The sequence below is a fragment of the Streptomyces silvisoli genome (genome assembly GCF_029269905.1).
GTDB lineage: Bacteria > Actinomycetota > Actinomycetes > Streptomycetales > Streptomycetaceae > Streptantibioticus_A > Streptantibioticus_A silvisoli_A.
The window spans coordinates 113235-128540 of record NZ_JARJBC010000019.1 but is presented as its reverse complement, the minus strand read 5'-3'; the positions used below and the strand labels follow the sequence as shown (position 1 = coordinate 128540).

The window sequence follows — 15306 nt, the reverse complement described above, 5'->3', positions numbered from 1 at the left end:
CGTCCTCGTGAAGCGTCGAATCTCGTCCCTGCCCGCCCTGCTGGCGAGCGCGGCCATCGTGGCCGGGAGCGTGCTCGCCACCTCCGCCCCCGCCATCGCCCAGCCCCACTCCGGGGCCCGTGCTCACGCGCCGAGGAACAACTTCGGTTGCACCTACTACTACGGCACCGGGCTGACCGAGTACGGTGACCGCGGCCCGCGCGTCCGCCAGGTGCAATGCCTGCTGTCCAAGTGGGACTTGATGGACCCCTCCGAGATAGACGGCATCTTCGGGCAGCACACCCGTGACGTCGTCAGGGGCTTTCAACATGAGCTGGGACTGGACCCCGATGGCAAGGTCGGCGTCAAAACCTGGGGCGCACTGCGCTGCGAAGGTCCCTCCGGCTGCTGAACCCCGGTCCGGCCGGTGACGGCTGCCCAGGCAGCCGCCACCGGCCATCGGCCAACCGCGAACTCAGTTGACGGGGCGCCGAACCACCGGGGGCGGCCGGCCGAGCAGCTCCGCCTGATGTGGAGGCACCCGAACATCTCGAGTCCGGGCCACGACCCGGATCACCTCGCCTTCGTCCGCCACATCATCGATGACCGGCGCCGAGAGTCCTGAAAACCACCGTTGACACAGGGGAGTTGACGTCTCGCATATGACGTCAACGACGCCCGTCACCTGCCGTCACCACCGACTACGGGCGTCGGCGCGGTCCATCAACCGCTCGACGACCTCGTCCACCATCTTGCTCGCGCGCCATCTGCCGTCCGCCCGGCGTCGCCACCGGTTGGTCACCCCGGGCACGCTGCCGTCCTGGCACCGACGTCTGCTGCGCTGGAAGTGGCGCCAGCCATCGGTCAGATCTGGTCGGCCGCCACAACCCGAGGAAGTCGTCGCGCTCATCCGCCGCCTCGCCACAGACAATCCGACCTGGGGGTACGTCAGGATCCAAGGCGAGCTGCAGCGCCTCGGCCGCCGGATGGCCGCACCCACCATCCGCCGCATCCTTCGCCGCTCGAGCCTGCCTCCCGCACCGCTGCGTGCCACCCAACAGACCTGGCGCACCTTCCTCCGGTCCCAGGCCACACGCCGCTCGCCTGCGACTTCCTACACGTGGACACCGTCTTCCTCCAGCGCCTCTACGTCTTCTTCGTCATGGAGATCGCCACCCGGCGCGTCCACGTCCTCGGCGTCACCGCGAATCCGACCGGTGAGTGGGTAGCGCAGCTCACCCGGAACCTGCTGATGGACCTGGGCGACAGGGCCGTGCGTTTCCGGTTCCTCATCCGCGATCGCGATGCCAAGTTCACCACCGCTTTCGACGCCGTCTTCGCCGGCAACGGCACGGAAGTCATCCAGACCGCGCCGCAGAGCCCGCGATCGAACGCCTTCGCGGAGCGGTGGATACGCACCCTGCGCACCGAATGCACCGACCGCCTCCTCATCACCGGCGAACGACACCTGCGCATGGTCTCAGCGAGTACACCGAGCACTACAACACCGGCCGGACCCACCGCAGCCTGCAACTGCGAGCCCCCAACGACGAACCCAACGTCACCCCCCTGCTCGCCGCAGCGGTTCAGCGCATAGCCGGGGTGTGGCGTCTGCTGCACCGGCACGGCTGGTCCTGGCAGGCACCTGCGCGCCGGGCTCTCGAACGTGACGAGACGGCGGTCGCGTTGTGGAAGAAGGACGTGTGGCCGCAGGTGGAAGCACCGCGGCGGCGCTCGGAGCCTGGATCGTCTTCGAGGACGAAGCCGGGTTCGCGATGACGCCGCCGCACGCCCACACCTGGGGCCGTCGCGGGCACACCCCAGTCGTCAGGGTCCGCGACAGGTCTCGACGCCGCATCTCGGTCGCCGCTCTGGCCTGCTACAAGCCCGGTGAGTCCCCCAGACTCATCTACCGCCCCCGGTTCCACCTGCCTCTCAAGGGCGCCCGCAAGAGCTTCGCCTGGACTGACTACCGCGACCTGCTGGTTCGCGCCCACATCCAGCTCGGCGCCCCCATCGTGGTGATCTGGGACAATCTCAACACCCACCGTGCCGCCGACTTACGCCAATACGTCGCCGACCACGACTGGCTCACAGTCTTCCAACTCCCCAGCTGTGCACCGGACCTCAACCCGGTCGAAGGCATCTGGTCTCTCCTGCGCAGGAGCCACGTGGCCAACGTCGCGTTCGAGGACTCCGACCTATCTCAACCGCACTCTCCGCCACGGCCTCGCCTGCATCCAACGACGGCCACACCTGATCGACGGCTGCCTCACCGAGACCGGACTCACGATCACCGCCCCCGCATCGACATCGCCCCGAAAAGGTCAGTACTGCGGCGGACACAGCTCGAACGGCAGGGACCGGGAGCTGTCAGGCCAACTGGCCGTGACTTCGGACTTCCGAGGAATGTCCCCTGCGCCGGTGATGCCACCACCTCGTACCGAGGCTGCGTGGCACCACGATCAGTCCCGCCTTGGCATCCCACTCCGCCGAGGACAGGCCAGCCACATCCCGTTCATACACTCAATTGAGAAGCACGCGCTTATGGGAAGCGGGGGACGTCGCGGTGCCAGACCTCGATGTCCAGCTTTGCAGTGCGCAGTGTCGCGGCGAGCTCTTCGGCGACAGCGGGCGACTGGTGGACGCCTCGTTCGCAGCCGATGGCGATTCTCAGCCTGAGGAGACGGGCGCCGGCCTCGTCTTCCACAAGGTTGACCACGAGCTTCGCGATGTTGTCGATCAGGCGGCGGGTTCCAGAGGACTCCAGCACCATCCCGCTGATGTCCGGGTGCAGGCCGGTGAACCTCTCGGCGTCGGGAAGCTGGTCAGTGGCGATGATGTGGCGGCGCAAGTCAAGCGTGATGTCAGCAGGCTTGGCGAAGGGCCCCTTGTCATAACCGAAGCTGGCGATTTCGACGCAGACGACTCCGCTGAGCATGCGCGACCTCCTAGGAGTGGTGAGTAGGCACGCAGGCTTTCCGAACGAACCAGCCCATAAAGCATCACCGGGGCAACATCACACGAAGGGTGGGGAGATCTCCAGAGCAGGTTTGGGCTCACCACAGAGCAGGAGTGGCGAGTCACCACCGACCCCGTGACCTCAGCAATAAGCCCCACCACGCCAGACGTTCTCGGCCCGGACCCCCTCGGAGTCCTTGACCACGTCGAAGATCACCCCGTCGCCGGCCATAGGGCCACGGACGCGGCAGCACCCCTTGACGGCCAAGCAGTGCACGATGGTGTCCGGCTCTCCGCCGTCGTCTCGCGTGATGACGCCACGGCCCTTCTCCAGGCTGAACCACTTCACAGTGCCGCTAGTGTCCTGCGTCCGAATTTCGATGTATTTGTGAACTTTGCTCCCATGGCGTGTATGGGCCGGCCGATGGCCGAGTTGACGTTGACGGACGATGAGCGGACGACGCTGGTGCGGTGGTCGCCGCGGGCGAAGTCCTCGCAGGCGTTGGCGCAACGCTGCCGCATCGTGCTCGGCTGCGCAGACGGCAGGACCAACCGGGAAGCCGGGTCAGATCGCGCACCGCGGCCAGGACGTGAGTGGAGTCGGTGCGCTGCGTGGTGCGCTCACGCACGAGTCAAGCCTCCTTCAGGCGCGCGAGCGACAGATCGAGAAGACGGTCGGCGCGGTCGTCCTGGGCGAGGCGCTCACGGAAGTCAGTCAGCACTGTGTGATGGAAGCCCGGATCGTCCAACTCCATGGCCAGCGCGTACTTGAAATCGATGCGGCAGCGCACCGCTTCCGCTGCCTGACGGTACGACAGGCCGAACAAGAACTGCAGCACACAGACGGTGGCCAATTGGGCGGGCGAGATGCCGGGGCGTCCGTCGCGCGGGTAGCAGCCCGCGAAGTCCTCGTCGCACCACAGCCCGTCCAGCCGGTCTCTCACCCACATCGCCGTCGTACCGCCCGGGTTGCTCGCCCGCGCGATCTGCACGGTCAAAGACGGGACTTGCTCACCGGAACGGGGACGGAGCGACAACTGACACCTCGACAACTGCATCGGTCTTCGAAACAGCCTCGAGCATGCCCGCTGATCACGCTGGCGCACCGGGAAACTCCAAGATCCCCGACAGAGTCAAGCTAAGAGGCGAGGTGGTGGGGCGAGCCATTTCTCAGTGAACGGCGTAGCCCCACGGCGTCAGGTGCTGGGTGGCGAGATTCGGTTGCACGCCGCTGCTGGGCTGGTCCTCGCCTGCGGTGGTGACGGACAAGTTGGCGGGACGGTGGCGTGGGTTTGGGGGTCGGACGGGATGATGAACGTGGTGGTAGGCGAGTGCGCCGTACGGTGATTCATCAGGTGTAGGTGTAGGCGCCGGGGAGAGTGGCGGAGCCGCCTGCGGTGGTGACGGTGACGTCGACGGGGCCGGGGGCGGAACCAGGTGGAACGATGGCGGCCAGGACGGTATCGGACCCAATGCTGAACTGGGCGATGACGCCGTTGAAGGCGACGGCCGTGGCGGTCGCCAGATTCTTGCCGGTGAGGTCGACGACGTTTCCCCCGGCGACCGGGCCGCTCGTGGTGCTCAGGCCGCCGAACCGCGGTGGATCGACATAGGTGTAGCTGAGCGTTCCGGTGGTCAGGCCGCCCGCGGTGGTGACGGTGACAGGGACTGTTCCAGGAGCGATGTTGGGCGGGACGTCGACGGTCAGCTGCTGGTCGGAGACGACTTGGGGCACGGCCAGCAGGGTGCCGAACAGTACTTGGGTGGCGGTGGCCAACTGGCCGCCGTTGATGGTGACGGGGTTCCTGCCAGCTGTTGGACCAGCGGAGGGGCTGAGAGAGGAGACGTTGCCGCTGGGGTAGTAGTGGAAGGGCTTGGGGTTGCTGGTGCCGCCCGCGGTGGTGACGGTGACCCGCGCGACGCCGGACCCGGGTGGGGATGCCGCGACGACCTGGTTGGGCGTGTTGGCGATGACGGGGGCGGATCTGGTGCCGAATTGCACCGAGGTGACCCCGGTCAGATTAGTGCCGGTGATCGTTACCTTGGTTCCGCCGGACTGCGGGCCCAGGGTGGGGGCCATTTGGTACAGGGTCTGGATGACGCTGATGGTGTTGGATCCGGAGTTGGCCACGAAGGCGGCCAGCCCGTTGGGGGTGACGGCGATTCCGGCGGGCTGGTGGCCGACGGCGATGGTGTCGGTGACCGTGTTGGTGGTGGCGTCGATGATGCTGACGTTGTCGGAGCCGTTGTTGCTCACAAACACCTCGCGGCTGTCGGGGGTGGTCGCCACTCCCCAGGGGGCGGTGCCCACGGGGATGGTGGCGGTGATCGTCCGGCTGCCGGTGTCGATGACGCTGACAGTGTTCGCGCCGCTGTTGGCCACGTAGAGGTGGAGGGTATCCGGGCTGGCCGCTACGCCGACGGGTGCGGACAGGCCGGTGATGGTTGCCACCACGGTGTCGGTGATGGTGCTGATCACGCTGAGGGTGTTGTCGCCCTTGTTCGTCACGTACACCTCTCCCCCGGTGGGGGAGACCGCGACTCCGGTGGGGCTGGAACCGACCGGCACCGTCGCGAGGATGGTGTCGATGACCGTGTCCACCACGCTGAGACTGGCCGATCCCTGGTTGGCGACGTATACGCGGATCCCCGCGGGGCTCACGGCGACGCCGAAGGGAGCGCTCCCCACCTCGATCTGGGAGGTGACGGTCAGGGTCTCCTGCTGTGCGGTGCTCAGAGCGTTCGCGCCGCTTTCGGCCACATAGATGCGGGTGCTGTCCGGGCTGACCCCCACCCCGGCAGGCGAGTTGTACGGGGCCAAGGCAGTACTGACAACCAGCTGCCCGATATCCACAACATTGGTTGTTCCGGAACCGCTGTTGGTCACGTAGGCGTGCAGCCCGAGGGGGCCCATCCCCACACCAAGCGGCTCGATTCCCACCGGAACCGTGTGCACCACTCGGGAGGACACGACTGGCGATGCGGCTGTCTGGGTCGGCCGTTCTACGGTTGGCGGATGTGATTCGTCCATCATGCACCTGCCTTGGATGGGTGTGGTCCGGGTGGTCGAAAAGGCGTCATCGCCCCGCGGCCGGGAGACCGTCGGCTGTGCACCTGCGGGGACCTGCCCTCCTTCACAACGGGCCTCGTCTCGTCCCCTTGGCGCGGTGTGCGGGGCAGGTCGCGTCGGCATCAGATGCCGGGTGGAGGGATTCGGGTGTAGATCAGGGCCGGGCTGGTGCCGCCGGGGGTGATGACGGAGACGTTGACCTGTCCGGCGGCTCCGGGCGGGGCCACGGCAGTGAGTTGACTGTCGGAAATGACGGTGAACGCGACGGGCACCGAACCGAACAGCACCGCAGTGGTTGCGGTGAGGCTGGTGCCGGTCAGGGTGACGGCGTTCCCGCCCGAGAGCGGACCTTGGTTGGGGCTGAGGGCGATGAGAGTGGGTGCCGCGAGGTAGGTATAGGAGACCGGGTTGCTGGTTCCCCCCGCGGTGGTGACGGTGATCTGCACCGGGCCCGCGGCCCCGGGCGGGGCCAGCGCGGTGAGCTGGGTGTCCGAAACCGGCGTGAAGGCACTGGCCGCCGTGGCGCCGAAGTGCACTGCGGTGGCGCTGGTGAGATTGGACCCGGTCAGGGTGACTGTGTCCCCTCCCGAGACCGGGCCCGAGATGGGGGCGACGCCGGTGAGGGCCGGGGCGTTGAGGTAGAAGTAGGTAGTGCCTGGGGCGCTGGTGCCGCCGGGTGTGGTGACGGTGACGTTGACCGGCCCGGCGACTCCCGGTGGGGTGACGGCCGTGATCTGGGTCGGGGAGACGACCGTGAAGGAGGCCGCGGCGACGGTGCCGAAGGTGACCGCGGTGGCTCCCGAGAGACCGGTGCCGGTCACGGTCACCGAAGTCCCACCGGATAGTGGCCCCTGGTTGGGGGTCACGCCGCTGATGATCGGGGCCGTGACGTAGTTGTAGACGATCCCGTTACTGGTGCCCCCGGGCGTGGTGACGGTGACGGGGACGGTTCCGGTACCGGCGGGTGCGACGGCCGTGATCTGGGTCGGCGAGACCACGGTGAAGGAGACCGCCTCCGTGGTTCCGAAGCGCACGGCGGTGGCGCTGGTCAAGCCCGCACCGGTAAGGGTGACTGCGGTGCCGCCGATGGTTGGCCCTGAGGTGGGGTTGATCGAGCTGAGGACCGGCGCGGGCGTGGCGGTGTAGGTGTAGGCGACACCGTTGCTGGTACCGCCGGGAGTGGTGACGGTGACTTGGACCGTGCCCGACCCAGCCGGAGCGACAGCCGTGATCTGAGTGTCGGAGTTGACGGTGAACGAGGTCGCCGCCGTGGGGCCGAACCGTACCGCGGTGGCGCCCGACAAACCCGCACCCGTGAGCGTGACTGCGGTGCCGCCGGTGGTCGGCCCTGAGGTGGGGTTGACCGAGCTGAGGACCGGCGCGGGCGTGGCGGTGTAGGTGTAGGCAACACCGTTGCTGGTACCGCCGGGAGTGGTGACGGTGACTTGGACCGTGCCCGACCCAGCCGGAGCGACAGCCGTGATCTGAGTGTCGGAGTTGACGGTGAACGAGGTCGCCGCCGTGGGGCCGAACCGTACCGCGGTGGCGCCCGACAAACCCGCACCCGTGAGCGTGACTGCGGTGCCGCCGGTGGTCGGCCCTGAGGTGGGGTTGACCGCGGTCAGGGTCGGCCCGGATGTGGCCGTGTAGGTGTAGGTGACGAACTGGGAGCTGGTGCCGCCGGGAGTGGTGACGGTGACTTGAACGGTGCCGGTCCCGGCGGGAGTGGTGGCGATGATCTGGGTGTCGGAGTTGACGGTGAAGGAGGGCGCGGCGGTGGCGCCGAAGCGCACCATGGTGGTGCTGGCAAAGCCGGTACCGCTCACCGTCACGCTGGTGCCGCCCGCAAGGGAACCCGAGGTGGGGGACACGGAACTGACCGTGGGCGCCGCTGCGGTCAGTAGCCCCTCGGTGGAAGTGGTCGGCGAATTCGTGGAGTTGGTCACAGCCGTGTCCCTTCGAGAAGGGGAGTCTCAGCCGACGACACAGGGGGGCGTCGGCCGGAGCTCGTCAGGGTGTGGCAAGGCCCGCCCGGGCAGGGGCATGGGGGAACACCCTGCCCGGGCGGGCGGTCCGCGCGGCTGGTCGCGAAGGACCAGGCCGTCAGCGGCTTGGGCGGCGGGTTAGATGCCGGGCCCGGCGATGTACGTGAAGCCGCCGGTGTCGGTGACGCTGCCCGCGTTGGTGGTGACGACAACGTTCGCGGCACCGGCGGTTCCCGGCGGGGTGACCGCGGAGAGGGTGGTGTCGCTGATGACGGAGAACGGCGCGGGCGCGCCCGCGAAGGTGACCGACTGGGTGGTGGTCAGGTTCGTGCCGGTGATGGTAACCGCGGTTCCCCCGGACGTCGGACCGGAGGCTGGGGCCACCGAGGTGATGGTGGGCACGTCGACGTAGGTGTACGACAGGCCGTTGTTGGTGCCGCCAGCGGTGGTGACGCTGACGCCCACCGGGCCAGCCGCCGTGCCCGCTGGCACCGTGACGGTCAGTTGGCTGTCGTTGACCACGGTCGGGGTCGCGGTGGCGGTGCCGAAGTGCACCGCGGTGGCCGTCGACAGGCCGGTGCCGTTGATGGTGACGGTGTTGCCGCCGGCGGTGACACCGGAGACGGGGCTGATGCTGGACTTGAACGGCGCGCCGACGTAGTAGAACGGCACCGGGTTGCTGGTGCCGCCGGGGGTGGTGACCGTCACCGGGACCGTGCCCGTACCGGACGGCGCGGTCACGGTGATCGAGGTGGCCGTGTTGGCCGTGATGGTGCCCAGGTTGGCGCCGAAGTGCACGGCGGTGGCGCCGCTGAGGTTCGTGCCGGTGATGGTGACCACGGTCCCGCCACCGGTGGAACCCTGGTTCGGGGAAATGGGCATGACTGTCTCCATTCATGAGACGTGGATGAGTGAGGAACGACGAGTTGATCCCCCAGGGGCACTGCGACTCGCTCCCCTCTTGGTCACAAGCCGCAGTACGGCTCCCCCGGCTGACCCCTCCTCCTCGGAGTGGGGACAGCAGACCGCGGCCTTGATAACCGACGGCTGCCGTTCACCATCGCCGCTGGGAAGGCCTACTGTGGGGCCGGTTGCTGGCGCGGACCGCTGCGGGTCAGCCGGAACAGCCGGGCACGCTGTCCGGTGGGGCGCAGTTGTCCGGGGTGTTGCCGTTGACTTTGCTGACCAGCAAGTTCACCGCGCCGGAGTTAACGTAGATGCCGCCGCCGGAGTTGGTGGCGGTGTTGCCGGTGACGCTGCTGGTCATCAGGGTGACGCTGCCGTTGTCGACGTAGATGCCGCCACCGGCGATGGCGGTGTTGCCGGTGACGCTGCCCGCCGTCAGGGACACCGCACCGCCTCGGTCGGCGATGCCTCCGCCGGGGAAGGGAGCCACGGCGTTGCCGCCGCTGATGGTGATCCCGGTCATGTTGAGCTGGCCCTTGGTCCCGGGCACGTTGGCGGTCCCGTCGACCTCCAGGATCCGGAAGGCGGAGGCGGACGGGGCGCGGGTGATGTTGGTTCCCATCCCCAGCATGGTGATCGGGGTGGTGATCGGCGGCAGTCCCACCGGCCCGTCCGACGCGCTGCCGTGCGCGCTGGTCAGCGTGTACGTGCAGCCCGGAGTCAGGAGCAGGGTGTCTCCGCCGTTCGCGTTCGCCCCGTTGATCGCGTTCACCAACGCGGTCTCGCTGCACAACACCGGGACCTGGGCGTGTGCGGTGGTCGGGGCCGCGGCCAGCGCCGCAGATAGGGCACCGACACCCATGACGGACCATAGCTTGCGGGCAGTTGGCATGACACGCTCCCTGCGTGAGGTTGCGAGCCACCACACCAACCAGCACCAACGAACAGCAATGGCTGGTCGATCCATGTCGCCCTCATCCGGGGAGCCCATCGTGGCACTACGTCCGCCACTGTGGTCAGGCTCGCGGCGGGTAGACAGGCAGGTCGTCTGCCACTCCCCCGGAGAGGATGGGCGGCCCACCCGGATTAGATGCATCCAGTAATCCACTGGAGTGAGCACGTGGGCAACACGGTTGACGCCGTGTCACCCGAATGGAGGGGCGTACTACGGAACTTGTAGTTGTGTTGTCGCAGGGGGTGACTTGCTGTGATCGGCGCGGTATGCCGTTTGCATGAGGTATCCGCAGGGTGGGGGCTCACAGCAGAGCGGCGGGCCTTTCGCGAGCAGATCCGGCTGTACGACGAGGTGGTGGCGGAGCCCTCATCGGCGGCGCGGTCGCCGCGGTGGTGGTGCTCGTTCGCAGGCGTACCGAGGACCCGGTGCTGGAGACGGTCATCGCACTGGTCACTCCGTACGCGTCGTACGTGCTGGCCGAGGACCTGCACACCTCCGGGGTGACCGCGGTCATCGTCGCCGGGGTCATACTCGGCAGCACCGGCCACAAACCCACCAACGCCCCCATACGGCTGCAGATCCACGCCGTCTACGACACCGTCGTCTTCCCGCTGGAGAGCGTCGTCTTCGCCGTCCCGATGGTCAGGCGACGCTGCGGACAGGCATGGCCACGCGAGCACACCCGCCAGGCCACCGACCACCAGAGCAGGTGACGGGCCTTCGGCGCTGGCCCAGCCGCGCGAACAGCCACATGTTTTGCCTTATGCCAATTTTACCTACGCCAATAATGGGCTCATCCGATGGGTGTCGTGTGGGGCTCGAAGCCGCCGGAGGGGGACGCATGGATGTCGAGAAGGGAGTTGACCTCGTCGAGTTCATCTGCCCGAAGTGTGGTCACCAGTGGGAATTGGTGCAGTGGCACGGGCCTGGATGACAGGGCCTGGGGCCTATGGAGAAGGTGGACGTCTCCAGCCTCGACGAGGCGAACCTGGACCTCCGAGTGTGTAGCCGATGTTCCGGCCCGATGTGCTGGAGCGCGCGGAGGCCGCGTTCGACGCCGCACGGGCCACGGCCGCGGCGGACCAGCGCGGATGGTCGGCTGGAGCGGTACGAGCCGGTGCTGGACGCGCTGGGGACCTCGCCGGCAGCGTACAAGGTCGGCCACTCGGCGACCGCGCTTTCGCTCGGCATACTTCTCGCCGTGCTCGAGCGCCACCTGGATTCTGGCCGACGGCTGGTACGACCCGGCGAGTGGTGCGAAACGGGCGGGCCTGCAGCGGAGGCAGTCGCAGGGGCACGGCGGTAGCATGTGGATCATGGGTAGGCGGTCGTACGCACCCTTCCCGCCCGAGTTGCTTGTTGAGAGCGAAGGCGACTCGCAGGTGATGAAGCCGGGCAGGTCCTACACCATCGGCCGCGACCCGCTCAGCGACATCGTGTGTACCGACCCCAGGGTCTCCTGGCAGCACGCCGTGCTACGGCCCGGCGAGCACAGCTGGGTGCTGGAGGACACCGGCAGCACCAACGGAACCTATGCCGACGGTCAGCGCGCACGTCTGGTGGGGCCGGTGTCGGTCGGGCCCGGGAGTGTGCTGCGGTTCGCCAACCCCGATGACGGACCGCAGGCGAGGCTCAGCGGTGCCCCGTCACAGCCGGAGCGGGCCGTCCCCGCCTCGGCCGAAACCCCGTCCGCGACCGGGGCGTTCCGCCAGCCCACCGCCGTACGGCCGCTGCCGGTCAGGACCCTCAGGATCGGCCGAGCCCTCGGAAACGACCTGGTCGTCGATGACCTCGTGGTCTCCCGCGCCCACGCGGAGCTGCGCACCCTGCCGGGCGGCGGATACGAGATCGTTGACATGGGCAGCCACAACGGAACGTACCTCAACGGCCAGCGCATCCAGCGGTCCCAGGTCCGGCCCGGAGACATCATCGGCGTCGGCCACTCGGCCTTCCGGCTGGTGGGCGACGAGTTGCAGGAGTTCGTCGACACCGGCGAGGTCTCGCTGACCGTCCAGGAGCTGACGGTGGCGGTGGACGGCGGACGCAGGACCCTCCTCGACCATGTCTCGTTCCCGGTGGGCGAGAAGTGCCTGCTGGCCGTGGTCGGGCCGAGTGGTGCGGGTAAGTCCACGCTACTGGGCGCCCTCACTGGCCTGCGCCCCGCCGACCACGGCACGGTGCTGTACGACGGCCGGGATTTGTACCGGAATTACGCGGAGCTGCGGCAGCGCATCGGCCTGGTGCCGCAGGAGGACATCCTGCACACGCAGTTGTCCGTCCGGCGCGCCCTCGAATACGCCGCCGAGCTGCGCTTTCCGGGGGACACCGGCAAGGCCGAGCGGCTCGCCCGGGTGACCGAGGTGGTGGCCGACCTCGGCCTGCGGGCGAGGGTCGACCAGCCGATCAGCAGCCTCTCCGGCGGCCAGCGCAAACGGGTCAGCGTGGCGCTGGAACTGCTCACCAAGCCCTCACTGCTCTTCCTGGACGAGCCGACCTCGGGACTGGACCCGGGAATGGACCGTTCGGTCATGCACATGCTGCGCGCCCTGGCTGACGACGGCCGCACGGTCATCGTGGTCACGCACAGCGTGCTCAGCCTCGATGCCTGCGACCGGCTGCTGGTACTCGCCCCCGGCGGCCGGATCGCCTACTACGGACCGCCGCGGGAGGCACTGCCGTTCTTCGGTTTCGCCCAGTGGCCCGAGGCCTTCGAGGCGTTCGAGAGCGACACTCGCCGCGACTGGGCGGCGCAGTACCGCGCTTCGCCTCTGTGTCGGGTGTACATCACCGACGCCATGGAGGTACGTCGTCCGGCCGCCAGCCCGGCGCGGGCGATCGCCGCGCCGCGGAAACCGCAGAGTTGGGCCAGCCAACTGCGTACCCTGGTCCGCCGCTACACCGCGGTCCTCAGCGTCGACCGCACCTTCCTGGTGATCATGGTGGTGCTGCCCTTCGTGATGGGCACGATGGCCCGGGCCCTCGCGGGCGGCCGACTCACCCCGACCACGGCTATGAACGCGCTGCTCATCCTGTGTGTCGGGGGCGTGCTGACCGGGGCGGCCAACGCGGTACGGGAACTGGTCAAGGAGCGGGTGATCTATCAGCGGGAGCGGGCCGTCGGCCTGTCCCGCTCCGCGTACCTCTTCTCCAAGATCGTCGTGCTGGGCGCGGTGACCGTGGTCCAGGCGGTGGTGCTCACCATGGTCGGTCTGGTCGGGGTCACGCTGGGCGTCAAGGGCGGTGCGGCGGGGCTGCCGCCGCTCGCCGAGCTCACCGTCACGGTCGCGCTGCTGTCCTTCACCGCCATGATGTTCGGCCTGCTGATCTCGGCACTGGTGCGCAGGGAGGAGGTCACCATGCCGCTCCTGGTGATGGTCACCATCGTGCAGGTCGTCTTCTGCGGGGCCCTGCTCACCCTCCACGGAGTGCCCGGCCTCGACCAGTTCTCCTGGCTCGTCCCCGCGCGCTGGGCGCTTGGCGCGATGGCCGGGACCGTGGACCTGCACCGGATCGTTCCCGGCGCCCTGACCGCGGATCCGCTCTTTCGACACTCGCCCGGGACCTGGGTACTCGACGTCATCATGTTGGTCGTTCTGTCGGCCGCCGCGGGGTTCGTCGTCCGCGCCCTGCTGCGCGGCCATGAGCCCGCCACTATGCGCGGCTAGCTGCGGCGGAAGAGTAGCGGGAGCACCGCCATGTACGAGAGCGAGTTCCGTCCGACACATGTCACCCCGAGGCACGCCGTACCCGCCTGGGCGGAGACCAGCCGGGGCCAGGAGGCCCCGTCGGCATGGCTCGATCCGCTGCTGCCGGTGCGGGTTACCGACCGCAGGGGCGACTGGTGCCGGATCGAGTGCTCCAACGGATGGATCGCGTGGGTGGACGGTCGCCCCTTGATCTCCATCCCGGACGAACCGCCCACCGCCGGACCCCCGCTCGGCCGTACCAGTGACCCGCGTCCGCTGCTGGCGCGGGTGGACCAAGCGGTCGGGGGCTACCGCCGAAAGCTGGAGGAGCTGATGGCGGGCCGTACGGACGACGCGACCTTCCGGGCCAGCACCAGGGGCGTGCGTCTCGGGGTGGTCCTCAACGGCGACGAGGTGTGGCTGTTCGACGCGGAAACCGACCGCTGGTACTACTGCGACGGACCCGCCCTGGCGACCTTCGCGGCCACCAGTGGACCCTCGGCCGCCGAACCCCCCGCGTCGGACCAGCCCACCCGGCAGGACGGCGGACCGTGATGGCGCCCGGCCACCCGCAGCCGCGAAGGGGCCGCCGTGGCCGATGACCGGGGTCCGACGGCGGAGCGCCCGTCCGGGATGGTCGGGCGGGAGATCGCCGCGTACCGGATAGAGGCCGAGATCGGGCGTGGTGGGATGGCGGCCGTCTACCGGGCCAGGGATCTGCGTCTCGACCGTACGGTGGCACTCAAACTCCTGTCCCCCGGGCTCACGCGCAACGCGGTCTTCCGTGAACGGTTCATCCGCGAGTCACGGCTTGCCGCCGGGCTCGACCATCCGCATATCGTCCCGGTCTTCGAGGCCGGGGAAGCCGACGGGGTCCTCTACATCGCCATGCGGTACGTGCCCGGAGGGGACCTGCGGGCACTGCTCGACCGCCAGGGCCAGCTCTCCGTCGATGCCACCGCGCGCATCGCCGCACAGGTGGCCTCCGCACTGGACACCGCCCATGCCCACGGCCTGGTCCACCGGGATGTCAAGCCGGGCAACATCCTGGTGGGCCAGGGCATCGACACGGACCATCCCGAGCATGTGTACCTCGCCGACTTCGGACTGATGAAGAGGTCACTGTCGCTGACCGGGCTGACCTCGGCCGGACAGTTCGTCGGAACCGTGGACTACGTGGCCCCCGAACAGATCTCAGGCAAGCCAGTGGACGGGCGCTGCGACGTGTACAGCCTGGCGTGCGTGGTGTACGAGGCGCTCGCCGGCACGCCGCCCTTCCGGCGCGATGACGACCTGGCGCAGCTGTGGGCACATCTCAACGAGCCCGCGCCACCGCTGAGTTCACACCGTACGGACCTGTCCACGACGGTCGACGACGTGCTGGCGAAGGGGCTCGCCAAGTCGCCGGACGACCGCTACGGCAGCTGTGTGGCGTTCGTGGCGGCGCTACGGGACGCGGGCGAGGTGGTACAGGAGGTCGTAGCGCACCCCGCGACCCAGGTGGACCACGGCCTGCCGGCGCCCGCGACGCGGCCGCCCATGCCCCCGGCGTGGGCCATGCCGGTGTTCGCGCCACGCGTGCGGTAGCCACCGGCGCCGGACGCCTGCGCCGAGTTGCGGAAGGTACGGAGCACCCGCACACAATGCGGGAAGGGGCGGACACGAAACGTAGACCCTCGACGCCGTACGGGAGGAAGCGCCGGTGAGTTCGCCCCCTCCGTCCGACCGCTCAGGCGGACCCCCGACCGGGCCGCCCGCAGGCCC

The 15306-nt window shown here is 68.8% G+C and carries 14 protein-coding genes and 1 pseudogene; 8 read left to right on the top strand and 7 right to left on the bottom strand.

Annotation, left to right across the window (positions count from 1 at the left end; genetic code table 11):
- Positions 1-7 precede the first annotated feature (7 nt).
- The 4 genes from P3G67_RS26410 (at position 8) to P3G67_RS26400 (ending at position 2513) form a co-directional block, all read left to right on the top strand.
- Positions 8-391, top strand: coding sequence for a peptidoglycan-binding domain-containing protein (locus P3G67_RS26410; RefSeq protein WP_276095741.1), 384 nt, complete (start codon positions 8-10; stop codon positions 389-391).
- Positions 392-1099: 708 nt separating this feature from the next.
- The gene (locus P3G67_RS26405; RefSeq protein ID WP_276095740.1) at positions 1100-1576 is read left to right on the top strand and encodes an integrase; all 477 of its coding nucleotides are present in this window, start codon (positions 1100-1102) and stop codon (positions 1574-1576) included.
- A gap of 5 nt (positions 1577-1581) precedes the next feature.
- The gene (locus P3G67_RS36165) at positions 1582-1758 is read left to right on the top strand and encodes a helix-turn-helix domain-containing protein (protein WP_391858353.1); all 177 of its coding nucleotides are present in this window, start codon (positions 1582-1584) and stop codon (positions 1756-1758) included.
- Positions 1755-2513: a transposase gene (locus P3G67_RS26400; protein ID WP_449343260.1), complete on the top strand. Its 759-nt coding sequence runs from the start codon at positions 1755-1757 to the stop codon at positions 2511-2513. Before P3G67_RS36165 ends, P3G67_RS26400 begins: the two co-directional genes overlap by 4 nt.
- A gap of 11 nt (positions 2514-2524) precedes the next feature.
- On the opposite strand, the gene P3G67_RS26395 is transcribed toward P3G67_RS26400, so the two are convergent.
- The 7 genes from P3G67_RS26395 to P3G67_RS26365 form a co-directional block, all read right to left on the bottom strand.
- Complete coding sequence (locus tag P3G67_RS26395; RefSeq protein WP_276095739.1) at positions 2525-2920, bottom strand: RapZ C-terminal domain-containing protein; 396 nt, start codon at positions 2918-2920, stop codon at positions 2525-2527.
- A gap of 162 nt (positions 2921-3082) precedes the next feature.
- Positions 3083-3289, bottom strand: coding sequence for a cold-shock protein (locus P3G67_RS26390; protein ID WP_276095738.1), 207 nt, complete (start codon positions 3287-3289; stop codon positions 3083-3085).
- A gap of 283 nt (positions 3290-3572) precedes the next feature.
- Positions 3573-3932 carry a transposase gene (locus tag P3G67_RS26385; protein ID WP_276095764.1) on the bottom strand — a complete coding sequence of 120 codons (360 nt, stop codon included), beginning with the start codon at positions 3930-3932 and terminating at the stop codon, positions 3573-3575.
- A 359-nt stretch (positions 3933-4291) separates the two neighbouring features.
- Positions 4292-5734 carry an IPT/TIG domain-containing protein gene (locus P3G67_RS26380; protein WP_276095737.1) on the bottom strand — a complete coding sequence of 481 codons (1443 nt, stop codon included), beginning with the start codon at positions 5732-5734 and terminating at the stop codon, positions 4292-4294.
- Positions 5735-6132: 398 nt separating this feature from the next.
- Positions 6133-7956, bottom strand: a complete 1824-nt coding sequence (locus P3G67_RS26375) for an IPT/TIG domain-containing protein (RefSeq protein ID WP_276095736.1) — start codon at positions 7954-7956, stop codon at positions 6133-6135.
- Positions 7957-8133: 177 nt separating this feature from the next.
- Positions 8134-8877 (bottom strand): IPT/TIG domain-containing protein, encoded by a 744-nt coding sequence (locus P3G67_RS26370; RefSeq protein WP_276095735.1) that lies wholly within the window; start codon positions 8875-8877, stop codon positions 8134-8136.
- A gap of 232 nt (positions 8878-9109) precedes the next feature.
- On the bottom strand, positions 9110-9793 hold the full coding sequence (locus P3G67_RS26365; RefSeq protein ID WP_276095734.1) for a hypothetical protein: 684 nt from the start codon (positions 9791-9793) through the stop codon (positions 9110-9112).
- A gap of 413 nt (positions 9794-10206) precedes the next feature.
- On the opposite strand from P3G67_RS26365, the pseudogene P3G67_RS26360 reads away from it, so the two are divergent.
- The 4 genes and pseudogenes from P3G67_RS26360 to P3G67_RS26345 all read left to right on the top strand — a co-directional run.
- Positions 10207-10491: pseudogene (locus tag P3G67_RS26360) on the top strand (cation:proton antiporter domain-containing protein); the annotation flags it as partial.
- A gap of 681 nt (positions 10492-11172) precedes the next feature.
- The gene (locus P3G67_RS26355; RefSeq protein ID WP_276095733.1) at positions 11173-13521 is read left to right on the top strand and encodes an FHA domain-containing protein; all 2349 of its coding nucleotides are present in this window, start codon (positions 11173-11175) and stop codon (positions 13519-13521) included.
- Positions 13522-13551: 30 nt separating this feature from the next.
- A complete protein-coding gene (locus P3G67_RS26350; protein WP_276095732.1) occupies positions 13552-14097 on the top strand; it encodes a hypothetical protein in 546 nt (181 codons plus the stop codon).
- Between the two features lie 78 nt (positions 14098-14175).
- Complete coding sequence (locus P3G67_RS26345; RefSeq protein ID WP_276095763.1) at positions 14176-15129, top strand: serine/threonine-protein kinase; 954 nt, start codon at positions 14176-14178, stop codon at positions 15127-15129.
- Positions 15130-15306: the final 177 nt, after the last annotated feature.